The following is a 25648-nucleotide window of genomic DNA, read 5'->3' as shown; positions in this document are numbered from 1 at the left end:
GTCCCGCGGAGCGGCTGGTGTCTCCTTCGTGTGCGCGATCGCACGGCGGAAGGTGTCGGCGTTGTCGACGGCCGGGCGGTACGTGGGCGGCTGACGACAACGCGGGAGGCGCCCCTCGTGCCCGAAGGGCCACGGGGGCGGGCGCGGGCGCCGGGCTGCATTTGTCAGGCACCGCCCGGCACGCGGACCACCGCGACCGTGGCGCCCTGCCCCACCCCGCCCGGCCGCAGCCCCTGGGCGGGCAGGGGCTGGGCGGGCAGCCCCCGGACCGGCAGGAGCTGCGGCCGGCGCAGGTCAGACCGGCAGGAGCTGCGGCCGGCGCAGGTCAGACCGGCAAGGACTGGGCCGGCAGTCCCCGGACCGGCAAGGGCTGCGGCCGGCGCAGGTCAGACCGACCGGTCCCGGCTCCCCGTGCCGCAGCCGCAGGCCGCGTGCCGGTTGCCGTGGACCTGTGCCATCGAGGCGGGGCGCGCGGCGCTCCGGAGGGGCCGGGCGGCCTTTCCGGCCGCCGAACCCGCCTCGTACACCGGCTTGCCGCCGACCAGCGTCAGCCGTACCTCCGTCTCGCTCAGCTCCTTCACGGGCACCCGCTCGACATCGCGGTCCAGGACCACCAGGTCCGCGGCCCTGCCCGGGGTCAGTGAGCCGGTGAGGTGATCCATGCGGAGCTGGAAGGCCGACCCCGACGTGTGCATGCGCAGGGCCGAGGCCCGGCTGAGGCCCTCCAGTTCCGGGTAGAGCGCCCCTTGCGTGGCGACGTTCCCGGTCCGGTCCACGGCCGTACGCACCTGGTTCCAGCTGTCCAGCGCGTCGACCGGCCAGTCGGAGCCGCCGGCCAGGGCCGCTCCGGCCCGCTCCAGACTGCGCGCGGGGTACTGGAGGCGGTGCCGCTGCGCACCGATGTACGGCAGCAGCGACTCCATCGTCCAGACGTCCCGCATCGCCCACTGCAACTGCATGCAGGCCACGACGTCGAGCTGGGCGAAGCGCCGCAGGTCGGCGGGGTGGACGAGCTGGAGGTGCGCGACGGTGTGCCGGTTACCGCGCCGTCCGTTGGCCCGGATCGCCGCCTGGTAGCCGTCCAGCGCCGTGCGTACGGCGCGGTCGCCGATGGCGTGCGCGTGCAGTTGCCAGCCCGAGCGGTCGAGCGCGGTCGCGAGCCGCCCGTAGTCGGCCGCCGTGACGTAGAGGTCACCGCGGTTGTCGGTGGGCCGGCCGTTCGCGTCGAGATACGGGCTGAGCAGGGCGGCCGTCTGTGCCGGGTATTCGATCACCCCGTCCAGGAACACCTTGACCGTGCCGAAGCGCAGGCCCGGTATCCCGTCGTACCGCGCGCGCAGTCCGCGCAGATACGCGAGTGAGGCCGCCGGATCCTTGGCCTGTTCGCCGCTCAGCAGCAGGGCGGGGACGATCCGCTGGAGCAGCCGCCCGTCGCGGGCGAGACTCGCGTACGTGCCCAGTCCGTCGGCATCGACGGAGGCGTCCATGAACGTGGTGATGCCGTTGGCGGCGGCCCGGCCGAGCGCCTTGGCGACGGCGTCGAGCAGCACGGCCTCGGTGGGCCCGGGGATCAGCTTCTCGATCAGGCCCTGCGCGGTGTCCTTGAACAGACCGGTGGGTGTGCCGTCGGCGCCGTGGACGATCTCGCCGCCCGCCGGATCGGGTGTGGACGTGGTGATGTTCGCGAGGTCCAGGGCCCGCTGGTTGGCCCAGAGGTTGTGACCGTCGCTGCCGAAGAGGGCGATCGGGCGGCGGGTGGGCAGCGCGTCGAGGACGCGGTGGTGGGTCTCGGTGCCCGAGGGCAGCCCGACGGGGTTCCAGTCCTCCACCACGAGCCAGCCGTCCGGCTCCTGGGCCGCGCTGTCGGTGAGGAAGCCGCGCAGGGTCTCCTGGAACTCGGCGACCGTGTAAGTGGCGTTGTCGAGGCTGGGGCTGAGGGACCTGGCGCCGGCGCCCCTCGGGTGGGCGTGGGCGTCGACGAAGCCGCTCATCACCGTCCCGCCGCGCGCGTCGACGACGTCGGTGTCCCGCCCGGCGAGACGGCGTATCAACGAGGAGGGGCCGGTCGCGATCACCTTGCCGTCCCGGCCGACCGCGACGGCCGTGGGGCGCGGGGCGAACCGGGAGGAGTGCTTCGCGCCGGTCAGCACCGCGGCGTTGTGCACGATCAGCGCGGGCGACCTGCGCGCGGACGCCCGCGAGGCGGGGGTGGCGGCGTTGGCGACAGCCGGTGCGGTGATGGCGGCGGCGGCGCCCGCGGCGCCCGCGGCACCGGCGGCGAGCAGCCGGCGCCGGGAAAGGTCGGGACTCATGGCAGCTCCAGGAGGTAGGAGGGTGTGCGAGGGGCGGGCCTTACAGATACGGCTCGGATACGGAACGGGGTACGGCACACGTATGGGCGGCTGGCTGGTTGGTTGGGGAGCACGGTCCGTGATTAATTCCGTAATCACCAGCGGGCTACGACTGTCGATATCGTCCGAGTACTCCCCTGTCGGCGACGGATTCCGTAGGCTGCCACCCGTGTCCCCCGTGACAATCGCAGATGTCGCCCGCGCCGCCGAGGTGTCCACCGCCACGGTGTCCAACGCGCTGAACGGCACCGGGCGGCTGGCCGACTCCACCCGTGTCCGGGTGCGTACCGTCGCCGCCTCCCTGGGCTACGGCGGCGCGGGAGGCCCCGCGCCCAGGGTTCTCGGCCTCGCGGTCACCACCTACGGCGCGCACCGGTGGAACTTCGCCGGTGTCCCCTACTTCGCCCAGGCCATCAACGCCGCCACCGTCGCGGCACACGCGCGCGGCTACGCGCTGACCGCGCTGCCCGCCGCCCCCGACGAGGCGAGCTGGCGGACGGTCGCGCTGGCCGGGGCGCTGCTCCTGGACAGCCCCGCCGGGGACCCGGTCGTACGGATCCTCCGGGAGCGCGGACTCCCGCTCGCCTTCGACGGCCGCCCCGCCGAACCACGCCCGGGAGAAGCCTGGGTGGACAACGACCACGACGCCACCACCCGTACGGTCCTCGACCACCTCGCCTCCCAGGGCGCGCGCCGGATCGCGCTCATGGCGGGCCCCGGCGAGGAGCACTACACCCTGAGCTGCCTGGCGGCCTACCGGAACTGGTGCGCCGAACACGGGACCGAGCCGTACGTCGTCCCGCTGATCCCCGGGGACGACGAGGGCAGGGCCCTGGACCCGCTGCTGTCCGGCGAGCGGCGCCCCGACGCGCTCTACGGCATCTACAACCCCTGCGGCAGGCGCGCGCTCGCCGCCGCCGCGCGGCGTGGCCTCTCCGTACCGGGTGATCTGCTGCTCGTCTGCGCCAGCGAGGACCCGGCGTACGCGACGACGACCCCGCCGGTGTCGACGGTGTCGCTCGTCCCGGACGCCGCGATGGCGGCGGCCGTCACCGCGCTGGTGGAGCTGATCGAAAGGCCGGGCCACACCCCGCCGCCCGTGATCGTCCCGGCGCGACTGCTGGTGCGCGCCTCGTCGGTACGCACGGCGAGCAGGTCCGACACCGGGTCGAGGACCGGCAGTTGACTCCGTACTCCCTGGCGTTCTACGTGGACGCCGTCACCACCGGCACCGTGCTGGGCGCGCGCCCCACGGACTCGCCCGACCGCGTCACCGCGGTCCTGGGCTCACGCTTCGCCGAGAACGCCTTCGGCGACGGTGCCATGTGGCGTGACTACGGTCTCGCCGAGTTCTTCTGGGACCGCGATTCGCCCGACCACCCGTGGTCGGGCCACCACTTCACCTTGCAGGTGCACAGGCTCGCGTACCGGGACCGCACCCTCGTCAACGACGAACTCCGCGCCCGGTACGGACGGTTCACCCCCAGGCTGCGGTTCGCCAAGCTGCGCCGCCTGCTGGAACGGCGCGGCGTCCCCCTGCTGGAGATCCCTGAAATCCCGGCGAACGCCCCGTACTTCCGTACCTTCTGGCAGCCCGACTCACGGGTGGCCGTCTCCGTCATAGGCACCTACGGCGAGTACAGCACGCCGGACGATCTGCGGGTCGGCGACGTCTACAGCATCCAGGCCCCGCTGAATCGGTGATGCCGCCGGGTCGGGGGCCTTCGGCCCCCTCAGCCCGTACGCCGCAGCAGCGCCAGATACATCGCGTCCGTGCCGTGCACGTGCGGCCACAGCTGGACGTCCGGTCCGTCACCCAGTGCCGGGACGCCGGGCATCAGCGGCCGGGCGTCGACCCACTCGGCCTCGACGGCCGGGCCGCCCTTGCCCTTCAGTACGTCCTCCACGACGGTGCGTGTCTCGGCGAGGTGCGGGGAGCACGTGGCGTAGCCGACGACCCCGCCCACGCGTACGGCCTTCAGCGCCTCGCGGAGCAGTCCCCGCTGGAGCGGTGCGAAGCCCTCCAGGTCCTCGGGGCGCCGGCGCCAGCGGGCCTCAGGGCGGCGGCGCAGGGCGCCGAGGCCGGTGCACGGGACGTCGACCAGGACGCGGTCGAAGACGCCGGGGCGCCACGGTGGGCGGGTGCCGTCGGCGGTGATCACCTGGTACGGGCCGGGGTTGCCCGCGAGCGCGCGCTCCACGAGACGCGCACGGTGCGGCTGCTTCTCGGAGGCGAGCAGCCACGCGCCGCGCTCGGCGGCCAGCGCGGCGAGCAGCGCCGCCTTGCCGCCGGGGCCCGCGCAGCCGTCGAGCCACCGCGTGTCGGTCCCGTCCAGCGGCGCGTTGGCGAGCGCCACGGCGACGAGCTGGCTGCCCTCGTCCTGGACTCCGGCGCGCCCCTCGCGTACGGCGTCGATGGCGCCCGGTTCGCCGCCCTCGGCGAGCCGGACCGCGTACGGGGACCAACGTCCCGGCAGTCCGGAGTCCTCGTCCAGCGTGTCGAGCAGTTCGTCGGCGGAGATCCGTCCTGGGCGCGCGACGAGCGTCACCTCGGGGCGTTCGTTGTCCGCTTCGAGCAGGTCCTCGATGCCGGCCCTGCCGCCGCCGAGCGCGTCCCAGAGCGCGGAGACGACCCAGCGGGGGTGCGAGTGGACGACGGCGAGATGGTCCTCGGCGTCCTCGTCGTACGGCGGTGCGACGCGCTCCAGCCAGGTGTCGAGGTCTTCCTTGGAGATCTTCCGCAGGACGGCGTTGACGAACTTGGCGCGCCCGTCGCCGAGCACGACGCGCGCCAGCTCCACGCTCGCCGACACGGCGGCGTGGGTGGGGATGCGGGTGCCGAGCAACTGGTGCGCGCCGAGGGCGAGTACGTCGAGCACGGGCGGATCGACCTGCTTCAGCGGCCGGTCGATACAGGCGGAGATGATCGCGTCGTACGTGCCCTGGCGGCGGAGCGTGCCGTAGACCAGCTCCGTCGCGAGCGCCGCGTCACGGGTGTCGAAGTCGCCCGCCTCCCTCGCCTTCTTGAGAAGGGGTGGGAGGACGAGGTTGGCGTAGGCGGCGCGTTCGTCGACGGCCCGCAGTGCCTCGAAGGCGAGGATCCGCACGGGATCCTTCTTGGGACGGCGGTAGGTCGACTTGGAGGGACGGCGACGGGCCTGCTCGTTCAAAGGTGCTCCGCAAAGGTTCTACGCGTGAAGGTCGTGGATGCTGCTTCCGGACGGTCGAACACTTCAGCGTACGTCGGCGGCCCCGTCGGCCGCGTCGAGCCGCTCACCGGGGGCGATCCGCACGCCGCGCGCCCAGTCGGCGGCCTTCATCGGCTTCTTGCCCTGCGGCTGGACCCAGAGGAGTTCTACGGCGTACGAGCCGGTGCCGATGTGCACGGAGTTCTTGCCGACGGCGGCCTCCCCGGGGGCCAGATCGGTGCGGTCGGTCGCCGGCGCGAGCTGGATCAGCTTGAGGCGTTCGCCGCGGAAGACGGTCCAGGCGCCGGGCGCGGGGGTGCAGCCGCGTACGACTCGGTCGACGCGCAGCGCCGGCGCCGTCCAGTCGACCCGCGCGTCGTCCACGGTGAGCTTGGGGGCGAGCGTGATGCCGTCGGCGGGCTGCGGTACGGCCTTGAGCGTGCCGTCCTCGATGCCGTCCATGGTCGCGGCGAGCAGCCCGGCGCCGGCGAAGGCGAGCCGGGTCAGCAGGTCGCCGCTGGTGTCGGTGGGCCGTACGTCCTCGGTGATCACGCCGTACACCGGTCCGGAGTCCAGCCCTTCCTCGATGAGGAAGGTGGCGGCGCCGGTCGTCTCGTCCCCGGCCATGACCGCGTGCTGCACGGGGGCGGCGCCGCGCCACGCGGGGAGCAGCGAGAAGTGCAGATTCACCCAGCCGTGGGCGGGGACGTCGAGCGCGACGCGGGGCAGGAGCGCGCCGTAGGCGACGACGGGGCAGCAGTCCGGCGCGATCTCCCGCAGCCGGGTCAGGAACGCCTCGTCGCGCGGCCTGGCGGGCCGGAGGATCTCGATACCCGCCTCTTCGGCGCGCTGCGCCACGGGGCTGGCGACGAGCCTGCGGCCCCGGCCGGAGGGCGCGTCGGGGCGGGTGACGACGGCGGCGACCTCGTGCCGGTCGGAGGCGATCAGTGCGTCCAGGGCGGGTACGGCGACCTCGGGGGTGCCTGCGAAGACGAGCTTCACTGCGGGACTTCCTCGCTCTCTCGTGCGGCTCGGAGTCCGTCGGGGCCGGGTGGGCGGCGGGTACCGGTGCGGTCGGGGACGGACAGCGCACCAGTCTATGGGCCCGCTCCGGGTCCGTCCGACCTGGCGGGCGGGGGGCGTACGGGAGCCCGCGCGCCCCGCGCATATGCGCATACGCCCCCGCAGCGTGACCACAACGGGCGGTGGCGCGTTGTCAAGGGAGATTGACCACAAACGGGCCGCCCGGTGCGGCCCGATCCGTTTCAACGCCGGTTCGAGAGGCTTGTTCATGGCCGACCACGCAACCCACGACGCACAAGCCCGGGCAAATCTGCACCTGTTGGTGCGGGACATCGAGCGCGTCCGCCGGCAGGTGGACGCACTGCGCACTCTCACAGCCCAGTTGGGCAACGTCTACCGCCCGCGCCGTTCGGGCCCCTCCACGGGCTTCGTCGTCTACGGCCGGGCGCCAGCCCCGACCGTCCGTCTCGCGCAGGAGCTGCGGGACAGTGTCGAAAGCCTGGTGACGGCGGCCGTGGACTTCGATCGCTCGCTGGGCTTCTCGTGGGACGCCGTCGGCTCGGCGCTCGGTGTCACCAAGCAGGCGGTGCACCGCCGTTACGGTACGCGGCGGGCGGCGCAGCAGGCGGCCGCCGCCGAGGCGGACCGCCCGCAGGACGCCACGCAGGCCCGTCCCCCGGTCCCGGTGCAGGGCGTCGTCCCGGCCGTGCCGGCGGCCCGGTCGATGCCACCGCAGCCGACGGTGGCGGCGCAGCCGGTCCGCGAGGAGGCGCGTCCGGGGGCGTTCCCCGGTCCGCGCAACGGCTGACCGCCCCCGACGGGCCGGACGCGCCGGGTCCGCCGCGCAGGCGGCGGTTCCGGCGTCCCGTGCCCGGGGGCGGATCCCCCGGCCCCTCAGCCGATGTCGGGGGGATCGATCCGGATCCTTACCGGGTCGCCGCCGCCTCGTGCCAGCCGGTTCGCCTGCGCCGACTTCAGGGCCGCCGCCAGCGCCGCGCCGCTTCCCGGCGGCACCCGCAGCAGCGCGCGCTCCCACATCTCGCCCGGCGGCGGGTCGCCGGTCCTGCGGGGCCGGGCCGGGTCGGTGACCGGCAGCGGTACGGGTCCCAGGACCTCGGCGTCGGGCGGCAGTTCGGCGGCGGTCAGGAACGCGGCCACCGCGTCGGGCCGGCCGGTCACCGCCGCCATCCGGGACACCGGCGGAAAGCCCAGCTCCGCCCGCTCGGCCAGCTCGCGCTGGGCGTGGCCGACGGGGTCCCACCGTACGAGCGCCTGCACGGGCCGGAGCGTCGGCTCGGCGACGACCACGACCGTGCCGCCGTCCGCCTGGCCCCGGACCAGCGAGGCGGCGTGCAGCCAGCGCCGTAGCGCCTCCTCCCCCGCCCTCAGATCCGGTCGGCCGAGCATCGCCCAGCCGTCGAGGAGCAGTGCCGCCGCGTAGCCGCCTTCGGCGACGGGCTCGGCGCCGGGTGTGCTCACCACCAGTGCGGGGCGGCCGGGCACGGTGTCGAGGATGTGGTCGCGGCCCGACGTACGCACCGGGACCGCGGGGAAGGCCCGGCCCAGCTCCTCCGCCGTACGCCGCGCCCCCACGACACTGGCGCGCAGCCGCGTACCGCCGCACTCCGTACAGCGCCAGGCGGGCTCGCCGCGCCCGCACCACGCGCAGTGCAACTCCCGCTGCTCGGGTGCCTCCAGGGGCCCCGCGCAGTGGCGGCAGCGGGCGGGCGTACGGCACCGCTCGCAGCCGAGCCGGGGCACATAGCCGCGCCGGGGCACCTGCACGAGGACCGGGCCGGTCTTGAGTCCGTCCCTGACGGCCTGCCAGGCGAGGCTCGGCAGCCGGGCCGCGCGCGCGGCCTCGTCACGCGCCAGCTCGCCGTCCCCGACGGTCCGCACCAGGGGCGCGGCCGTACGGAACCGCTCCCGGTCGGCCGTCATGGGCAGCGCCCAGCCCGTCTCGACCAGTTGGGCCGCCTCCACGGTGCAGCCCGTACTGCCCAGCAGGAAGGCGCACTTGTCGTGCGCGGCGCGCAGCAGCAGGACCTCGCGGGCGTGCGGCAGCGGCGCGTGCTGTTCGCTGTGGCTGGAGTCGCCGTCGTCCCAGATGGCGACGAGCCCGAGGTCCCGTACGGGAGCGAACATGGCCGCGCGGGTCCCCACGACGGCCCGCACCGCGCCGCGCCGGACGGCGAGCCACTGGCCGTACCTCTTCTGTGGCCCCGTCTCGGCGGTGAGCAGCGCGTGGTGCCCCTCGCCGAGCAGGGCCGTGAGCGCGGTGTCGACGCGCGCCGCGACCCGGCCGTCCGGCACGACGACGAGCGCGCCCCGGTCCGAGGCGAGCGTCGCCGCGACGGCCCGCGCCAGTTCGTCGGCCCAGTGCGGTCCGGGCAGCGCGGTCCACACCGCGCGTGGGGCGCCGCCGTCGGCGAGCGCGTCCAGGAAGGCCGGGCCCTTCGCGTACCGCTCCCAGGTGCCGATATCCGGCCTCTCCGGCGCGGGCAGCGGTTCGGGTGAGGGTTTGGCCTCCGCGCGCGCGTTGCGCGGGGGCACCGCCAGTTGCAGTACGTCGGCGAGGCTGCCCGCGTAACGGTCGGCGACGGCCCGCGCGAGCCCCAGCAGTTCGGCGCCGAGCACCGGCTCCGGCGACACCACACCGGCCAGCGCGGCGAGCGGCCCTGCGTAGTCGGACTCGGCCAGCCGCTCGACGACGAACCCGTCGATCAGCCGCCCGCCCTCCCGCCGGCCACCCCGCACCTGATGCGCCCCGGCCCCGAACCGCACCCGCACCCGCACTCCCGGCTGGGCGGCCTCGTCCAGCTCCTCGGGCACGGCGTAGTCGAAGAACTGGTCGAGATGCAGCACCCCTTTGTTCACGACGACCCGCGCGACGGGCAACTCCCCCGCCAACGGCGCCCCCCGCCACGTCCGCGGCTTGGCGCGCGGCACCTTGGCGGCCCGCACGGTCTCCCGAATGAACGCGAGCTGCTCCGGCCCACCGCCCCCGGCGGACTCCTCGGCCTGCTCGTCGTCGCTGCTCACAGCCAAATTCTTACCAGACACCACTGACACCGCGGCGCGCCGCCGGATCTTGCCCCGGACACGTCGAGGGGGCGGGTCCCGGACACCAGTGGTGTCCGGGACCCGCCCCTCGACGTGCGTCGTACTCCTTACAGACCGGCCGCCGCGCGCAGCGCGTCCACGCGGTCCGTGCGCTCCCAGGTGAAGTCCGGCTCCTCGCGGCCGAAGTGGCCGTAGGCCGCCGTCTGGGCGTAGATCGGGCGGAGCAGGTCCAGGTCGCGGATGATCGCGGCCGGGCGGAGGTCGAAGACCGAGGCGATGGCCTGTTCGATCTTCTCGACGTCGACCGAGGCCGTGCCGAAGGTCTCGATGAACAGGCCCACCGGCTCGGCCTTGCCGATCGCGTACGCGACCTGGACCTCGCAGCGCGAGGCGAGGCCGGCGGCCACCACGTTCTTCGCGACCCAGCGCATCGCGTAGGCCGCCGAGCGGTCCACCTTGGAGGGGTCCTTGCCGGAGAAGGCGCCGCCGCCGTGGCGGGCCATGCCGCCGTAGGTGTCGATGATGATCTTGCGGCCGGTGAGGCCGGCGTCACCCATGGGGCCGCCGATCTCGAAGCGGCCCGTGGGGTTGACCAGCAGGCGGTAGCCCTCGGTCTCCAGCTTGATGCCGTCCTCGAGGAGCTGCTTGATCACGTGCTCGACGACGAACTCGCGGATGTCGGGTGCCAGGAGCGAGTCCAGGTCGATGTCCGACGCGTGCTGCGAGGAGACGACGACCGTGTCGAGACGGACGGCCTTGTCGCCGTCGTACTCGATGGTGACCTGGGTCTTGCCGTCGGGGCGCAGGTACGGAATGGTCCCGTTCTTGCGGACCTCGGACAGCCGGCGCGAGAGCCGGTGCGCGAGGTGGATCGGGAGCGGCATCAGCTCGGGCGTCTCGTCGCACGCGTAGCCGAACATCAGCCCCTGGTCGCCGGCGCCCTGCTTGTCGAGCTCGTCGTCCTCGCCTCCGACCCGCTTCTCGTAGGCGGTGTCGACGCCCTGGGCGATGTCGGGGGACTGTGCGCCGATGGACACCGAGACGCCGCAGGAGGCGCCGTCGAAGCCCTTCTTCGAGGAGTCGTAGCCGATTTCGAGCACCTTGTCGCGGACGAGCTTCGCGATGGGCGCGTATGCCTTGGTGGTCACCTCGCCGGCCACGTGCACCAGGCCGGTGGTGATCAGGGTCTCGACCGCCACCCGTGAGGTGGGGTCCTCCCTCAGGAGCGCGTCGAGAATGGTGTCGCTGATCTGGTCAGCGATCTTGTCAGGGTGACCTTCGGTCACAGACTCCGAAGTGAACAGACGGCGCGACACATCGCTCCCTGGGGTTGCAGCGGCTGCTGGCTAGATCCTTGGTGGAACGACCGAGGAGCTGCGCCCCGCGTCGTTCCTCGGCCAGTTTATCCGGCCGAGGGCGCAGAAGGTCCAGACGTCTCGGACTGTGGGAGTGGAGTTGGGGGTGTCACTCCGTCCTGCGATACGACGATCGTCCCCGATCCGGCCCCGGAACAGCTGGTTTGAGCCGTTTTTATCCACCCGGAGGAGCGAACGAAGAATTAACTTCCCGTTCGTCTACGCGGGGCCGAGCAGGGGTACGACGAGGTCCCAGACGGTGTCGGAGAGCGCCTCCTTGGGACCGTACGGGACCGGTGTCTCGCCGCCGTCCGCGGCGAGGATCACTGCCTCGTTCTCCTCCGCGCCGAAGGTCTTGCGCTCCCCCACCTCGTTGACGACCAGCAGATCGCAGCCCTTGCGGCGGAGCTTCGCCCGGCCGTTGGCCAGCACGTCGTCCGTCTCGGCGGCGAATCCGACGATCACCTGGCCCGGCCTGGCCCGCTCCGCGCCGATCTCCGCGAGGATGTCCGGGTTGCGGACGAGCACGACGGGCGCCGGCTCCTCGCCCTCCTTCTTCTTGATCTTGCCCGCGGCGTAGTCGGCGGGGCGGAAATCGGCCACGGCCGCGGCCATCACCACGGCGTCGGCGTCGGCGGCCGCCTTCAGGACGGCCTCGCGCAGTTGTACGGCGGTGCCGATGCGCACCACGTCGACGCCGGCCGGGTCGGGCAGCCCGGTGTTGGCCTCGATGAGGGTGACGCGGGCGCCGCGGGCCGCCGCCGTACGGGCCAGGGCGTACCCCTGCTTGCCGGAGGAGCGGTTGCCGAGGAAGCGCACGGGGTCGAGCGGCTCACGTGTGCCGCCGGCGGAGACGACGACGTGACGGCCGGCCAGGTCGGGCGCGGTCACGCCGCGCGCCAGGATGCGGCGGCAGACCTCGAAGATCGCGTCGGGGTCGGGCAGCCGCCCCTTGCCGGTGTCGACGCCGGTCAGCCGGCCGACGGCGGGCTCGATGACGACGGCTCCGCGCTCGCGGAGGGTCGCGACGTTCGCCCGGGTGGCGGGGTGCTCCCACATCTCGGTGTGCATGGCCGGCGCGAAGACCACCGGGCAGCGCGCCGTGAGCAGCGTGTTGGTCAGCAGGTCGTCCGCCTGGCCGTGGGCGGCCTTGGCGAGCAGGTCGGCGGTGGCGGGGGCGACGACGACGAGGTCGGCGGACTGGCCGATGCGCACGTGGGGCACCTCGTGGACGTCCGACCAGACCTCCGTGGAGACGGGTTGGCCGGAGAGCGCCGCCCAGGTCGCCGCGCCGACGAAGTGCAGGGAGGCGGCGGTCGGTACGACCCGTACCTCATGGCCCGACTCGGTGAGCCGGCGCAGCAGCTCGCACGCCTTGTACGCGGCGATCCCGCCGCTCACCCCCAGGACGACCTTGGGCCGCCCGCCGCCCGCCGCCCGCCCCGACCGCTCCGCCTGGTCCGCCTGGTCCACCGTGTCTCCCCGCGTTCGGATGGATTCGTCTCCCCCATGACACACCACAGGCCCGGCAGTCGCGCTGCCGGGCCTGTGGGAACAAGAACTGTCGCCGTGAGGTGTCGCCGTTACTGCGCCGGGCCGTCGATGGCCTCGGACGTCAGCAGACCCGCGTTGATCTCACGCAGGGCGATCGAGAGCGGCTTCTCGTGCACGTGCGTGTCCACCAGCGGACCGACGTACTCGAGCAGGCCCTCGCCGAGCTGCGAGTAGTACGCGTTGATCTGACGCGCGCGCTTGGCCGCGTAGATCACGAGGCTGTACTTCGAGTCCGTGGCCTCGAGCAGCTCGTCGATCGGCGGGTTGATGATGCCCTCGGGCGTGGAAATGGAAGAGGACACTCTCTTGCCTTCCGAAGATAAATCAGGGAAATACAGGAAATACCGGGTGCTACCGACGGCTGCGCGAAAGCAGACAGAGGTCAGGCAACTGCCATCAAGGCTAGCAGCTCGCGCGCCACGTCCTCGACGGAGGTGTTCACCAGGCAGATGTCGAACTCCGGCTCGGCGGCCAGCTCCACCTTCGCGGCCTCCAGCCGGCGCTCGATCACCTCGGGCGACTCGGTGCCCCGGCCGGTCAGCCGGCGGACCAGCTCGTCCCAGCTCGGCGGCGCCAGGAAGACCAGTTGTGAGTCCGGCATCGAGTCCTTGACCTGCCGCGCGCCCTGGAGATCGATCTCCAGGAGCACGGGCTCGCCCGCCTCCAGGCGTTCGAGCACCGCGCGACGCGGCGTGCCGTAGCGGTTGCCCGCGAACTCCGCCCATTCCAGCAGCTCGCCGTTGGCGACCAGCTTGTCGAACTCCTCGTCGCCGACGAAGAAGTACTGGACGCCGTGGCGTTCGCCGGGACGCGGTTTTCTGGTGGTGGCCGACACCGAGAGCCATACCTCGGGGTGGACCTTGCGCATATGGGCGACGACCGTGCTCTTACCGACCCCCGAGGGGCCGGAGAGCACGGTCAGCCGCGGTCGTGCCTCTGGTGCCATGCAGCGATTATCCAGGTTCCCGGGAGTGCCCGAGAACGTCAGGCGGCACCGCCGCCGAACTCGCGTTCGAGCGATGCGATCTGGTTGGAGCCGAGACCCCGCACACGCCGGCTCTCGGAGATGCCGAGCCGCTCCATGATCTGCTTGGCGCGGACCTTGCCCACGCCGGGCAGTGATTCAAGCAGGGCGGAGACCTTCATCTTCCCGATGACGTCGTTCTCCTGGCCCGTCTTGATGACGTCGTGGAGGGAAGCGCCGGAGTGCTTGAGTCGATTCTTGACCTCGGCCCGCTCCCGGCGAGCCGCGGCGGCCTTTTCGAGCGCGGCTGCGCGCTGTTCAGGGGTAAGGGGCGGAAGAGCCACGCCTACGTCACCTCGGATGTCGAACTGTCGGATACGGACCGGTGAGGAACTGGGTCGCCCCACACCAGGGCGAGCAACGAGCGATGCTTCCGCGCGTTGGCTCTCGACGGAGACTAGCGTTGAAGACCGCTCTCGTCAGCGAGAACAGCCGAAAAGTCCTGGTCAGCATCGCTCGACCAGGACATTCCAGGCAAAACAACCCGCTTTTCTGCTCGAATCCGCGTCAGCGCACTCCGTCCGCGCCCTCGACGGCGCCCCCAACCGCCGTGCGGACCTCGTCGCTGAACCGCTCGGCCGCCGCACGCAGGGCGTAAACGTCCGGACCATGACGGAGTACGCCGCGGCTCACGCTCGGCACCACATTGCCGACGGCCGCCCCGAACACCCCTGGAAGATCCGCGGGGGTGGCGCCCTGCGCCCCGATGCCGGGGGCGAGGAGCGGACCGTTGATCGCGAGATCGACCCCAGCCTCGCCGAGGGTCGCCCCGACGACGGCGCCGACCGAACCGAGCGGCGTCACCCCGGCGTTCTCCGCGGCGGCGTGGTCGAGCATCATCTGCGCGACCGGGGAACCGCCCGCGGTGGTGGCCCGCTGGACCTCGGCGCCCTCCGGGTTGGAGGTGAGCGCGAGCACGAAGAGACCGGAGCCGCTGACGCGCGCCGCGTCCAGGGCGGGGCGCAGCGAGCCGAAGCCGAGGTACGGCGAGACCGTGACGGCGTCCGAGAAGAGGGGGCTGTCCTTGTCGAGGTACGTCTCGGCGTACGCGGCCATGGTGGAGCCGATGTCGCCGCGCTTGGCGTCCATCAGGACGAGCGCCCCGGCGGCCCGCGCCTCGGCGACCGCCTTCTCCAGGACGGCGACACCGCGCGAGCCGAACCGCTCGAAGAACGCCGACTGCGGCTTCAGTACGGCGACCCGGTCGGCCAGCGCCTCGACGACCGTCCGTGTGAAGGCCGTCAGGCCCGCGACGTCGTCGCTCAGGCCCCAGGCGTGCAGCAGCGAGCTGTGGGGGTCGATGCCCACGCAGAGCGGCCCACGGGTGTCCATGGCGCGGCGCAGCCGCGCCCCGAAGGGCTCGGGCCCGGCGGCCGTAGCAGGGGAAGCGGCGTTCACGCGTGCACCTTCCTGGTGTCGGCGCCGACGGCGTCGGCGAGGGTGGCGTGGTCGCTGGTGGCCAGCCGGGCGGCGAGCCCCTTGTGGATGCCGCGGCTCCAGAACGGGCCCTGATAGATGAAGGCGCTGTAGCCCTGGACGAGGGTCGCGCCCGCGAGGATCCGCTGCCAGGCGTCCTCGGCGTTCTCGATGCCTCCCACGCCGACCAGGGTGATCCGGTCGCCCACACGCTCGTACAGGCGCCTCAGGACCGCCAGCGAGCGCGCCTTGAGGGGCGCCCCGGACAGTCCGCCGGTCTCGGCGAGCAGGGACGGGGCGGTCTTCAGTCCGAGGCCGTGCCGCGCGACGGTGGTGTTGGTGGCGATGATGCCGTCCAGGCCCAGTTCGACGGCCAGGTCGGCGACGGCGTCGATGTCCTCGTCGGCGAGGTCGGGCGCGATCTTGACCAGCAGCGGGACCCGGCGCTGCGTGACGACACGGTCGGCGGCCTCGCGTACGGCCGTCAGGAGCGGGCGCAACTGGTCGACGGCCTGGAGGTCGCGCAGGCCGGGGGTGTTGGGGGACGAGACGTTCACCACGAGGTAGTCGGCGTGGGCGGCCAGGCGCTCGGTCGACGTCACGTAGTCGCCGATCGCCCCGTCGTCCGCGACGGCCTTGGTCTTGCCGATGTTGACGCCGACCGTCGTACGGAAGATGGCCCGGCGGGTGGCGAGGCGCAGGGCGACGGTGGCAGAGCCGTCGTTGTTGAAGCCCATGCGGTTGATCAGCGCCCGGTCGGCGGGCAACCGGAACAGCCGCTGCCGGGGGTTGCCCGGCTGCGGCCGGCCGGTGACCGTGCCGATCTCGACGTGGTCGAAGCCGAGCATGGTCATGGCGTCGACGGCGACGGCGTTCTTGTCGAAGCCGGCGGCGAGGCCGAAGGGACCGTGCATCCGCAGCCCGAAAGCCTCGGTGCGCAGCTCCTTGTAACGAGGCGCGAGCGCCGCGGCGACGAAGGTGCGCAGCACCGGGACGCGGACGACGAACCGGATCCAGCGGAAGGCCAGCTGGTGGGCCTGCTCCGGGTCCATCCGTCGGAAGAAGAGCCGGAAGAAGAGTCGGTACATGAGAGCAGGCTCCTCCTAGTCCTCGCGGGCGGCGATGAGGTGCTGGGCGTGTTCCTGGAGAGAACGGACGCCGACGTCGCCGTGGTTGAGGGCGTCGATGCCCTGGACGGCGGCGGCGAGCGCCTGCACCGTCGTCAGGCAGGGGACGCCGCGTGCCACGGCGGCCGTACGGATCTCGTAGCCGTCGAGCCGGCCGCCGGTGCCGTACGGGGTGTTGACGATGAGGTCGACCTCGCCGTCGTGGATGAGCTGGACGATGGTCTTCTCGCCGTTCGGTCCGGTGCCCTCGAACTGCTTGCGCACGATGGTGGCGTTGATGCCGTTGCGCCGCAGGACCTCGGCGGTGCCGGAGGTGGCGAGCAGTTCGAAGCCGTGCGCGACGAGTTCCCGCGCGGGGAAGATCATCGAGCGCTTGTCGCGGTTGGCGACGGAGATGAAGGCGCGGCCCTTCGTGGGAAGCGGACCGTACGCCCCCGCCTGCGACTTGGCGTACGCCGTGCCGAAGACGGAGTCGATGCCCATGACCTCGCCGGTGGAGCGCATCTCCGGGCCGAGGACGGTGTCGACGCCCCGCCCGTGGATGTCGCGGAAGCGCGACCACGGCATGACGGCCTCCTTGACGGAGATCGGCGCGTCCATGGGCAGGGTGCCGCCGTCGCCGTTGGCGGGCAGCAGCCCCTCTGTACGGAGGCCGGCGATCGTGGCGCCGAGGGAGATCCGGGCGGCGGCCTTGGCCAGCGGTACGGCGGTGGCCTTGGAGGTGAAGGGCACGGTGCGCGAGGCGCGCGGGTTGGCCTCCAGGACGTAGAGGATGTCCCCGGCCAGCGCGAACTGGATGTTGATCAGGCCGCGGACGCCGACCCCGCGCGCGATGGCCTCGGTGGAGGCGCGCAGCCGCTTGATGTCGAAGCCGCCGAGGGTGATCGGGGGCAGGGCGCACGCCGAGTCGCCGGAGTGGATGCCGGCCTCCTCGATGTGCTCCATGACGCCGCCGAGGTACAGCTCCGTGCCGTCGTAGAGCGCGTCGACGTCGATCTCGATGGCGTCGTCGAGGAAGCGGTCCACCAGGACGGGCCTGGTGGGGCTGATCTCGGTGGATTCGGCGATGTACGAGGAGAGGCGGGTCTCGTCGTACACGATCTCCATGCCGCGCCCGCCGAGCACGTAGGAGGGGCGGACCAGTACGGGATAGCCGATCTCGTCGGCGATGGCCTTGGCCTCGTCGAAGGTGGTGGCCGTGCCGTGCTTGGGGGCGGGCAGCCCGGCCTCGGCGAGGACGCGGCCGAAGGCACCGCGGTCCTCGGCGGCGTGGATGGCCTCCGGGGGCGTGCCGACGACCGGCACGCCGTTGTCCTTGAGCGCCTGGGCGAGGCCGAGCGGTGTCTGGCCGCCGAGCTGGACGATGACGCCCGCGACGGGCCCGGCCAGGGTTTCCGCGTGGACGATCTCCAGGACGTCCTCCAGGGTGAGCGGCTCGAAGTAGAGCCGGTCGGAGGTGTCGTAGTCGGTGGAGACGGTCTCCGGGTTGCAGTTGACCATCACGGTCTCGTACCCGGCGTCGCTGAGCGCGAAGGAGGCGTGCACGCAGGAGTAGTCGAACTCGATGCCCTGGCCGATGCGGTTGGGGCCGGAGCCGAGGATGATCACGGCGGGCTTCTCGCGGGGCGCGACCTCGCTCTCCTCGTCGTAGGAGGAGTAGAAGTACGGGGTCTTGGCGGCGAATTCGGCGGCGCAGGTGTCGACCGTCTTGTAGACGGGGCGCACGCCCAGCGCGTGCCGTACCTCGCGTACGACGTCCTCGCGCAGCCCCCGGATCTCGGCGATCTGGGCGTCGGAGAAGCCGTGGCGCTTGGCCTCGGCGAGGAGCTGGGGGTCGAGCCGGTCGGCGGCGGCCAGCTCGTCCGCGTACTCCTTGATCAGGAAGAGCTGGTCGACGAACCACGGGTCGATCTTCGTCGCCTCGAAGATCTCCTCCTGGCGGGCTCCGGCGCGGATCGCCTGCATGACGGTGTTGATCCGGCCGTCGGTGGGGACCTTCGCCAGCTCCAGCAGCTCGGCCTTGGTACCGAGGTCGGCGGGATCGCCGGTGAAGGCGAACTGGCTGCCCTTCTTCTCCAGCGAGCGCAGCGCCTTCTGCAGCGCCTCGGTGAAGTTGCGGCCGATGGCCATGGCCTCGCCCACCGACTTCATGGTGGTGGTGAGGGTGGCGTCGGCGGCGGGGAACTTCTCGAAGGCGAAGCGCGGGACCTTCACCACGACGTAGTCGAGGGTCGGTTCGAAGGACGCCGGGGTCTTCTCGGTGATGTCGTTGGGGATCTCGTCCAGCGTGTAGCCGACGGCGAGGCGTGCGGCGATCTTGGCGATCGGGAAGCCGGTGGCCTTGGAGGCGAGCGCGGAAGAGCGCGAGACACGGGGGTTCATCTCGATGACGATGATCCGGCCGTCGGCCGGGTCGACGGCGAACTGGATGTTGCAGCCGCCGGTGTCGACGCCGACCTCGCGGATGATCGCGATGCCGATGTCGCGCAGCCGCTGGTACTCGCGGTCGGTGAGGGTCATCGCGGGCGCGACGGTGATGGAGTCGCCGGTGTGGACGCCCATCGGGTCGAAGTTCTCGATGGAGCAGACGACCACGACGTTGTCGTTCCGGTCGCGCATCAGCTCCAGTTCGTACTCCTTCCAGCCGAGGATGGACTCCTCCAGGAGCACCTCGGTGGTCGGCGAGAGCATCAGGCCCTGTCCGGCGATGCGGCGCAGCTCGTCCTCGTCGTGGGCGAAGCCGGAGCCGGCGCCGCCCATGGTGAAGGAGGGGCGTACGACGACGGGGTAGCCGCCCAGTTCCTCGACGCCGGCCAGGATGTCGTCCATCGAGTGGCAGATGACGGAGCGGGCGGACTCGCCGTAACCGATCTTCGCCTTGACGGCTTCGACGACGCCCTTGAAGAGGTCGCGGTCCTCGCCCTTGTTGATGGCTTCGACGTTGGCGCCGATCAGCTCGACGCCGTACTTCTCCAGGACGCCGTTCTCGTGCATGGAGATCGCGGTGTTGAGCGCGGTCTGGCCGCCGAGGGTGGGCAGCAGCGCGTCGGGGCGCTCCTTGGCGATGATCTTCTCGACGAACTCGGGTGTGATCGGCTCGACGTACGTGGCGTCGGCGATCTCCGGGTCGGTCATGATCGTGGCCGGGTTGGAGTTGACGAGGATGACGCGCAGGCCCTCGGCCTTGAGGACGCGGCACGCCTGGGTGCCCGAGTAGTCGAACTCGGCCGCCTGGCCGATGACGATCGGACCGGAGCCGATGACGAGGACGGACCGGAGATCGGAGCGCTTAGGCACGCTGGCCCTCCATCAGGGTTACGAAGCGGTCGAAGAGGTACGCGGCGTCGTGTGGGCCGGCGGCCGCCTCGGGGTGGTACTGGACGCTGAAGACCGGCCGGTCGAGCAGCCTGAGCCCCTCGACCACGTTGTCGTTGAGACAGACGTGGGAGACCTCGGCGCGGCCGTAGGGGGTGTCGGAGATCTGGTCGAGCGGGGCGTCGACGGCGAACCCGTGGTTGTGCGCGGTGACTTCGACCTTGCCGGTGGAACGATCCTGCACCGGCTGGTTGATACCGCGGTGTCCGTACTTGAGCTTGTACGTCCCGAACCCCAGGGCGCGGCCGAGGAGTTGGTTGCCGAAGCAGATGCCGAACAGCGGTGTGCCGCGCTCCAGCACGCCCTTGACGACCGTGAGGTCGGCGGTGGCGGGGTCGCCGGGGCCGTTGGAGAGGAACACGCCGTCGGGCGCGACCGCGTACACGTCGTCGACGGTGGCGGTGGCGGGCAGGACGTGCACCTCGATGCCGCGCTCGGCCATCCGCTGCGGGGTCATGCCCTTGATGCCGAGGTCGAGGGCGGCGACGGTGAACCGCTTGGTGCCGACGGCCGGGACGACGTACGTCTCGGTGGTGGCGACCTCCGCGGAGAGGTTGGCGCCCTTCATCGGGGGCGCTTCCCGCACCCGCGCGGTGAGCGTCGCGTCGTCGGTGAGGAGGCCGCCGGCGAGGGCGTCGCCGGAGAAGATGCCGACGCGCATCGCGCCGCGCTCGCGCAGATGGCGGGTGAGCGCGCGGGTGTCGATGCCGCTGATGCCGACGACACCCTGGCGCAGGAGTTCCTCGTCCAGGGAGCGCCGGGAGCGCCAGTTGGACGGGACGCGGGCGGGGTCGCGTACGACATAGCCGGCGACCCAGATCCGGCCGGACTCGTCGTCCTCGTCGTTGACGCCGGTGTTGCCGATGTGCGGGGCGGTCATGACGACGACCTGGCGGTGGTACGAGGGGTCGGTGAGGGTTTCCTGGTAGCCGGTCATGCCGGTGGAGAACACCGCCTCGCCGAAGGTCTCCCCCACGGCCCCGTAGGCACGGCCGCGGAAGCTCCGGCCGTCCTCCAGGACGAGTACGGCGGGAGCTTGGGCGGCTCCCCGGGTGGAGAGGGTCATCGTGCGGTGCCTTCCGTCGTGAAGGGTGCGTCGCCGGCCGGGGTGGTCGACGCGTCCGTGGTCGGTGTGTGATTCGTCGTGGTCGACTGGTTCACGCGGTTGACGGCTTCGACCCAGGCGGTGTGCTCCGCCGCGCGGTCGGAGCGGAATCCGGAGTCGAGCAGCCGGTCGCCGTGCTGCCAGGTGAGGACGAGCAGTCCGCCCTCGGCGAGGACCTTGCCCGCGATGCCCTTGTCGAGCCGGGCGGCGCGCAGTTGGCCCGCCGGGACGAAGAAGTCGGTGGCCCCGGGCCGTACGACGTCCACGCCCGCGTCGGTGAGCGTCAGCTCCACCCGGCTGCGGACGCCGAGGCCGTGGGCGACGATCCGGTCCAGCCACTGACCGGCGGTCGTGGAGCCGTGGTAGCGGCCGCTGAGCCGCAGTGTCACGTCCCCGTCGGCCCCCTCGGGTGCCTGGGGCAGCTCCGGAAGGTCGGACTGGAGGCTTCCGCGCCACTTCCAGCCCTGGCGCATCAGCCAGTACACGAAGGCGATGAAGAGGAGCAGGCCCACCACCCAGCCGATACGGGCGGCCCAGTCGGTCACATCCGCCGACTTCTGCTCGGCGGCCAGATTGATCAGTACAGCGCTCACGCCAGATTCCCGTCGACGACCGTGGCCCGGCCCCGCAGGAAGGTGTGGGTGACGCGTCCCGGCAGCTCACGGCCCTGGTAGGGGGTGTTACGGCTGCGGGAGGCGAAGCCCGCGGGGTCCACCACTCCACGGTAAGCGGGATCGACGAGCGTGAGGTTGGCGGGCTCACCTGCCGAGACGGGACGGCCGTGACCGGCGAGCCGGCCGATCTGCGCGGGCCGTACCGACATCCGGTCGGCGACGCCGGCCCAGTCGATGAGACCGGTGTCGACCATCGTCTGCTGGACGACGGACAGCGCGGTCTCCAGACCGACCATGCCCATGGCCGCCGCGGCCCACTCGCAGTCCTTGTCCTCGTGCGGGTGGGGGGCGTGGTCGGTGGCGACGCAGTCGATGGTGCCGTCCGCCAGGGCCTCGCGCAGCGCGAGGACGTCGGCCTCGGTGCGCAGCGGCGGGTTCACCTTGTAGACGGGGTTGTAGGTCCGTACGAGCTCGTCCGTCAGCAGCAGGTGGTGCGGCGTGACCTCGGCGGTGACGTTCCAGCCCTTGGACTTGGCCCAGCGGACGATCTCGACCGAACCGGCGGTGGAGAGATGGCAGATGTGGACGCGGGAGCCGACGTGGGCGGCCAGCAGGACGTCGCGCGCGATGATCGACTCCTCGGCGACGGCGGGCCAGCCGCCGAGTCCCAGCTCCGAGGAGACGATGCCCTCGTTCATCTGGGCGCCCTCGGTGAGCCGGGGCTCCTGCGCGTGCTGGGCGATGACGCCGTCGAAAGCCTTCACGTACTCCAGGGCGCGGCGCATGATCACCGCGTCGTCCACGCACTTGCCGTCGTCGGAGAAGACCCGCACCCCGGCGGCCGAGTCGTGCATGGCGCCGAGTTCGGCGAGCTGCTTGCCCTCCAGGCCGACGGTGACGGCGCCGACGGGCTGCACGTCGCAGTAGCCGGACTCGCGGCCGAGCCGCCAGACCTGCTCGACCACGCCGGCGGTGTCGGCGACGGGGAAGGTGTTGGCCATGGCGTGCACGGCGGTGAAGCCGCCGACCGCCGCCGCCCTGGTGCCGGTGAGGACCGTCTCGGAGTCCTCACGGCCGGGCTCGCGCAGATGTGTGTGCAGGTCGACCAGGCCGGGCAGCAGGATCTGTCCCTCCGCCTCCACGACCGTGGCGTCGCCGGCGTCGATGCCGGTACTCACCCGCTCGATGACCGTGCCGTCGATGAGGACGTCACTCGCTTCGCCGCCGAGCACCTTGGCGCCACGGATCAGGATCTTGCTCATGGTTACTTGCTCTCCTCGGTGGCGGACGACGCGCGGGAATGGGTGACGGCGGGCTCGTTGCCGCCAAGAAGCAGATACAGGACGGCCATCCGGGTCGACACACCGTTGGCGACCTGCTCGACGGCCGTGCAGCGGTCGGAGTCGGCGACCTCGGCGGTGATCTCCATGCCCCGGTTCATCGGGCCGGGGTGCATCACGATCGAGTTGTCGGGCATGCGGGCCATCCGCTCGCCGTCGAGCCCGTAGCGCCGTGAGTACTCGCGCTCGGTCGGGAAGAAGGCGGCGTTCATCCGCTCGCGCTGGACCCGGAGCATCATCACGGCGTCGGACTTGGGCAGCACCTGGTCCAGGTCGTAACTCACCTCGCACGGCCACTTCTCGACGCCGATCGGCACCAGGGTCGGCGGGGCGACGAGGGTGACCTGCGCGCCGAGGGTGTGCAGCAGCAGGACGTTGGAGCGGGCGACGCGGCTGTGCAGGATGTCGCCGACGATCGTGATACGGCGGCCTTCGAGGTCCCGGCCGATCCCCGCGTCGGCGCCGACCAGCCTGCGGCGCATCGTGAAGGCGTCGAGCAGTGCCTGGGTGGGGTGTTCGTGCGTGCCGTCACCCGCGTTGATGACGGCGCCGTCGATCCAGCCGGAGTTGGCGAGCCGGTACGGGGCGCCCGAGGAGCCGTGCCGGATGACGACGGCGTCGGCGCCCATCGCCTCCAGCGTCAGCGCGGTGTCCTTGAGCGACTCTCCTTTGGAGACCGACGAGCCCTTGGCCGAGAAGTTGATGACGTCGGCGGACAGGCGCTTGGCGGCCGCCTCGAAGGAGATCCGCGTACGGGTCGAGTCCTCGAAGAAGAGGTTGACGACCGTACGTCCGCGCAGCGTCGGCAGCTTCTTGATGGGCCGGTCGGCGACCCGGGCCATCTCCTCGGCGGTGTCGAGGATCAGGACGGCGTCGTCGCGGGTGAGGTCGGCGGCGGAGATGAGATGGCCGGGGGTACGGGGGCTTGCCCCTGTGAGGCGCAGCATCGGGTGTGCTCCGTTGTGTGGAGGTGGCTCTGGGTTCCGGGGTGTCCCCCGGGCGGGCACGGCGGCGTCGGGGCGCGACGGCGCGCGGGCGGGGCCGGTACGGGCCTGCGGCGTACGGAGGGCCGCGCTACTGCTCGTCGGCCGGGTCGGGCTTCCGCAGGCCGAGCAGCACGGTGTCGCGGCCGTCCTCCTCGGCGAGCTGGACCTTGACCGTCTCGCGCAGCGACGTGGGGAGGTTCTTGCCCACGTAGTCCGCGCGGATGGGCAGTTCGCGATGGCCCCGGTCGACGAGGACGGCGAGCTGGACCGCGCGTGGCCGGCCGATGTCGCCCAGCGCGTCGAGGGCGGCGCGGATCGTGCGGCCGGAGAAGAGCACGTCGTCCACGAGCACGACGAGCTGTCCGTCGACGCCGTCGGCCGGGATGTCGGTGCGGGCCAGCGCGCGGGCGGGCCGCATGCGCAGGTCGTCGCGGTACATCGTGATGTCGAGCGAACCGACCGGGATCTTGCCGCCGGTGATCTCTTCGAGCTTGTCGGCCAGCCGCCGGGCCAGGAAGACGCCACGGGTGGGAATGCCGAGCAGAACCACGTCGTCGGCACCCTTGGCGCGTTCGACGATCTCGTGGGCGATACGGGTCAGTGCCCGCGCGATGTCGGGTGCCTCGAGCACGGGGCGGGCGACATCAGAGCTGTGCGTGTCCATAAGAAACGGACCTCCTTCTCCGCCTCACGGGACGGACGTTAAAGGACGTCGGATTTGCGCCGTCGACATTACCAGGTCCGGCGGCCTTTTCCGGACTTGTGGAGGGGCGGGTCCGGACCATTCGGCTTGACGCATCCAAGTCACGCTGCGTAACCTCACAGTGAGTTACCAGCCACGCGGCGGAGCCGCAGATTGTCCCAGCGTCCGGGGAGCCTTATGTCCAGCGAATACGCAAAGCAGCTCGGGGCCAAGCTCCGCGCCATCCGCACCCAGCAGGGCCTCTCCCTCCACGGCGTGGAGGAGAAGTCCCAGGGCCGTTGGAAGGCCGTGGTGGTGGGGTCGTACGAGCGCGGCGACCGCGCGGTGACCGTGCAGCGCCTCGCCGAGCTGGCCGATTTCTACGGTGTGCCGGTGCAGGAGCTGCTGCCGGGCACGACGCCGGGCGGGGCCGCCGAGCCGCCGCCGAAGCTCGTCCTGGACCTGGAGCGTCTCGCCCATGTCCCGCAGGAGAAGGCCGGCCCGCTCCAGCGCTACGCGGCGACCATCCAGAGCCAGCGCGGCGACTACAACGGCAAGGTGCTGTCGATCCGCCAGGACGACCTGCGCACCCTCGCGGTGATCTACGACCAGTCGCCCTCGGTCCTCACCGAGCAGCTGATCAGCTGGGGCGTGCTGGACGCGGACGCGCGCCGCGCCGTGGCCCACGACGAGGGCTGAGCACCGCGGTACAGAACAGCAGAAACGTCACATCCGGAGGGGCGGCCCGCAGTCGGCGGGCCGCCCCTGCGGCGTGTCCGGGGCGGGGCCGGCCAGGAGCCGTACGGCGCCGACGCGGCCGATGCCCTCGGCAAGGGCAGTGGTCGCCCGGTGCGCGGGCGGTAGGGGCCGCGGGGCCGGTGGGGGCGTCGATCCGCTCCGGGGCCGCCCAGACGGCAGCCGGCGGCCCTGAGGGCAGGCCCTGGGTCGACCGAGAGAGATGTCACTCCGCGCGCCGACAGATCGAACGCGGGTACGGGCGGAGCGGTGGGCGCCCCCGGGGCCGCGCGTCACCCGAATGGCCCAGTCACCGCCGGCCGGGCCGCCGGCCGCCGACACGGGCGTTCCCGTGGCGGAGCGCCCTGTAGGCGGAGACCGCCGCGACGGCGACCACCGGATCGACGCCACGGTGCGGGTGCCGGGGCCCGGAGATGTCCGCCGACGCCGATTCTTCGTGGTCGCGTTGACCGTGCCGGCCGTGTTGCCCGGTTGCTCGACGCCGTCGGCACCGGAGTCGGAGCCGTACATGTGCGGGTACGCCGTCGTCCGCCACCGGTGACGCGCGCCAACAGGGCGCCCGCGTCACGGCTTTGGGGCTCGGACCCGCCCCGCACGGGCGGGCGCGCGGCGCTCACCACGGCTCCACGGTCCGCGCCGACTTCCCCCGGGCGGCGGCGCCGAGCCCGAGGACGGGCCCTACTCGAAGC

The 25648-nt window shown here is 72.2% G+C and carries 21 protein-coding genes; 4 read left to right on the top strand and 17 right to left on the bottom strand.

Annotated features, from left to right (window positions below):
- Positions 1-386 precede the first annotated feature (386 nt).
- Positions 387-2312 carry an amidohydrolase gene (locus tag ACFUN8_RS25535; protein WP_383641924.1) on the bottom strand — a complete coding sequence of 642 codons (1926 nt, stop codon included), beginning with the start codon at positions 2310-2312 and terminating at the stop codon, positions 387-389.
- A 208-nt stretch (positions 2313-2520) separates the two neighbouring features.
- Here ACFUN8_RS25535 and ACFUN8_RS25530 point away from each other — a divergent pair, with 208 nt between their 5' ends.
- A complete protein-coding gene (locus tag ACFUN8_RS25530; RefSeq protein ID WP_383641921.1) occupies positions 2521-3537 on the top strand; it encodes a LacI family DNA-binding transcriptional regulator in 1017 nt (338 codons plus the stop codon).
- Positions 3534-4055, top strand: coding sequence for a hypothetical protein (locus ACFUN8_RS25525; RefSeq protein ID WP_383641918.1), 522 nt, complete (start codon positions 3534-3536; stop codon positions 4053-4055). Before ACFUN8_RS25530 ends, ACFUN8_RS25525 begins: the two co-directional genes overlap by 4 nt.
- Before the next feature lie 29 nt (positions 4056-4084).
- On the opposite strand, the gene ACFUN8_RS25520 is transcribed toward ACFUN8_RS25525, so the two are convergent.
- Positions 4085-5521, bottom strand: a complete 1437-nt coding sequence (locus ACFUN8_RS25520; protein WP_383641916.1) for an RsmB/NOP family class I SAM-dependent RNA methyltransferase — start codon at positions 5519-5521, stop codon at positions 4085-4087.
- A 63-nt stretch (positions 5522-5584) separates the two neighbouring features.
- Positions 5585-6541 (bottom strand): methionyl-tRNA formyltransferase, encoded by a 957-nt coding sequence (gene fmt, locus ACFUN8_RS25515; protein ID WP_383641913.1) that lies wholly within the window; start codon positions 6539-6541, stop codon positions 5585-5587.
- Between the two features lie 289 nt (positions 6542-6830).
- Here fmt and ACFUN8_RS25510 point away from each other — a divergent pair, with 289 nt between their 5' ends.
- A complete protein-coding gene (locus ACFUN8_RS25510; protein ID WP_383641910.1) occupies positions 6831-7370 on the top strand; it encodes a hypothetical protein in 540 nt (179 codons plus the stop codon).
- Positions 7371-7456: 86 nt separating this feature from the next.
- On the opposite strand, the gene ACFUN8_RS25505 is transcribed toward ACFUN8_RS25510, so the two are convergent.
- From ACFUN8_RS25505 to pyrR, 14 genes are all read right to left on the bottom strand, one after another.
- Entirely contained in the window at positions 7457-9604 is a 2148-nt protein-coding gene (locus ACFUN8_RS25505) for a primosomal protein N' (protein WP_383641907.1), read from the bottom strand.
- Positions 9605-9732: 128 nt separating this feature from the next.
- Positions 9733-10941 carry a methionine adenosyltransferase gene (gene metK / locus ACFUN8_RS25500; protein ID WP_383641904.1) on the bottom strand — a complete coding sequence of 403 codons (1209 nt, stop codon included), beginning with the start codon at positions 10939-10941 and terminating at the stop codon, positions 9733-9735.
- Positions 10942-11199: 258 nt separating this feature from the next.
- The gene (coaBC, locus tag ACFUN8_RS25495) at positions 11200-12453 is read right to left on the bottom strand and encodes a bifunctional phosphopantothenoylcysteine decarboxylase/phosphopantothenate--cysteine ligase CoaBC (protein ID WP_383641901.1); all 1254 of its coding nucleotides are present in this window, start codon (positions 12451-12453) and stop codon (positions 11200-11202) included.
- Positions 12454-12563: 110 nt separating this feature from the next.
- A complete protein-coding gene (rpoZ, locus tag ACFUN8_RS25490) occupies positions 12564-12836 on the bottom strand; it encodes a DNA-directed RNA polymerase subunit omega (RefSeq protein WP_023542989.1) in 273 nt (90 codons plus the stop codon).
- Positions 12837-12916: 80 nt separating this feature from the next.
- Positions 12917-13480 (bottom strand): guanylate kinase, encoded by a 564-nt coding sequence (gene gmk / locus ACFUN8_RS25485; RefSeq protein WP_383641897.1) that lies wholly within the window; start codon positions 13478-13480, stop codon positions 12917-12919.
- 38 nt (positions 13481-13518) lie between these two features.
- Positions 13519-13842 (bottom strand): integration host factor, encoded by a 324-nt coding sequence (locus ACFUN8_RS25480; RefSeq protein WP_354607031.1) that lies wholly within the window; start codon positions 13840-13842, stop codon positions 13519-13521.
- A 223-nt stretch (positions 13843-14065) separates the two neighbouring features.
- The gene (pyrF, locus tag ACFUN8_RS25475; RefSeq protein ID WP_383641894.1) at positions 14066-14956 is read right to left on the bottom strand and encodes an orotidine-5'-phosphate decarboxylase; all 891 of its coding nucleotides are present in this window, start codon (positions 14954-14956) and stop codon (positions 14066-14068) included.
- The gene (locus ACFUN8_RS25470; RefSeq protein WP_383641891.1) at positions 14953-16062 is read right to left on the bottom strand and encodes a quinone-dependent dihydroorotate dehydrogenase; all 1110 of its coding nucleotides are present in this window, start codon (positions 16060-16062) and stop codon (positions 14953-14955) included. The genes pyrF and ACFUN8_RS25470 overlap by 4 nt, the downstream gene beginning before the upstream one ends.
- Positions 16063-16077: 15 nt before the next feature.
- A complete protein-coding gene (gene carB / locus ACFUN8_RS25465) occupies positions 16078-19398 on the bottom strand; it encodes a carbamoyl-phosphate synthase large subunit (RefSeq protein ID WP_383641888.1) in 3321 nt (1106 codons plus the stop codon).
- On the bottom strand, positions 19391-20542 hold the full coding sequence (carA, locus tag ACFUN8_RS25460; protein WP_383641885.1) for a glutamine-hydrolyzing carbamoyl-phosphate synthase small subunit: 1152 nt from the start codon (positions 20540-20542) through the stop codon (positions 19391-19393). The genes carB and carA overlap by 8 nt, the downstream gene beginning before the upstream one ends.
- Positions 20539-21159 carry a hypothetical protein gene (locus ACFUN8_RS25455; RefSeq protein WP_383641944.1) on the bottom strand — a complete coding sequence of 207 codons (621 nt, stop codon included), beginning with the start codon at positions 21157-21159 and terminating at the stop codon, positions 20539-20541. Before ACFUN8_RS25455 ends, carA begins: the two co-directional genes overlap by 4 nt.
- Positions 21160-21170: 11 nt before the next feature.
- On the bottom strand, positions 21171-22457 hold the full coding sequence (locus tag ACFUN8_RS25450) for a dihydroorotase (RefSeq protein ID WP_383641882.1): 1287 nt from the start codon (positions 22455-22457) through the stop codon (positions 21171-21173).
- A gap of 2 nt (positions 22458-22459) precedes the next feature.
- Complete coding sequence (locus tag ACFUN8_RS25445) at positions 22460-23482, bottom strand: aspartate carbamoyltransferase catalytic subunit (RefSeq protein ID WP_382572388.1); 1023 nt, start codon at positions 23480-23482, stop codon at positions 22460-22462.
- Positions 23483-23609: 127 nt separating this feature from the next.
- Positions 23610-24185, bottom strand: coding sequence for a bifunctional pyr operon transcriptional regulator/uracil phosphoribosyltransferase PyrR (pyrR, locus tag ACFUN8_RS25440; protein ID WP_383641877.1), 576 nt, complete (start codon positions 24183-24185; stop codon positions 23610-23612).
- A gap of 216 nt (positions 24186-24401) precedes the next feature.
- Between pyrR and bldD the strand changes: the two genes are divergently transcribed.
- A complete protein-coding gene (gene bldD / locus ACFUN8_RS25435) occupies positions 24402-24902 on the top strand; it encodes a transcriptional regulator BldD (protein WP_023542978.1) in 501 nt (166 codons plus the stop codon).
- Positions 24903-25648 lie beyond the last annotated feature (746 nt).

This window comes from Streptomyces sp. NPDC057307, assembly GCF_042667665.1.
In the GTDB taxonomy this organism is placed as follows: domain Bacteria; phylum Actinomycetota; class Actinomycetes; order Streptomycetales; family Streptomycetaceae; genus Streptomyces.
This window is presented reverse-complemented; position numbering and strand designations above follow the sequence as displayed.

Excerpts from the sequence above, each read along its gene's own strand:
- ACFUN8_RS25450 (WP_383641882.1), bottom strand. The coding sequence starts at position 22,457 with ATGAGCAAGATCCTGATCCGTGGCGCCAAGGTGCTCGGCGGCGAAGCG.
- ACFUN8_RS25470 (WP_383641891.1), bottom strand. The coding sequence starts at position 16,062 with ATGTACCGACTCTTCTTCCGGCTCTTCTTCCGACGGATGGACCCGGAG.
- ACFUN8_RS25445 (WP_382572388.1), bottom strand. The coding sequence starts at position 23,482 with ATGCTGCGCCTCACAGGGGCAAGCCCCCGTACCCCCGGCCATCTCATC.
- gmk (WP_383641897.1), bottom strand. The coding sequence starts at position 13,480 with ATGGCACCAGAGGCACGACCGCGGCTGACCGTGCTCTCCGGCCCCTCG.
- carA (WP_383641885.1), bottom strand. The coding sequence starts at position 20,542 with ATGACCCTCTCCACCCGGGGAGCCGCCCAAGCTCCCGCCGTACTCGTC.
- ACFUN8_RS25535 (WP_383641924.1), bottom strand. The coding sequence starts at position 2,312 with ATGAGTCCCGACCTTTCCCGGCGCCGGCTGCTCGCCGCCGGTGCCGCG.
- ACFUN8_RS25510 (WP_383641910.1), top strand. The coding sequence starts at position 6,831 with ATGGCCGACCACGCAACCCACGACGCACAAGCCCGGGCAAATCTGCAC.
- pyrR (WP_383641877.1), bottom strand. The coding sequence starts at position 24,185 with ATGGACACGCACAGCTCTGATGTCGCCCGCCCCGTGCTCGAGGCACCC.
- bldD (WP_023542978.1), top strand. The coding sequence starts at position 24,402 with ATGTCCAGCGAATACGCAAAGCAGCTCGGGGCCAAGCTCCGCGCCATC.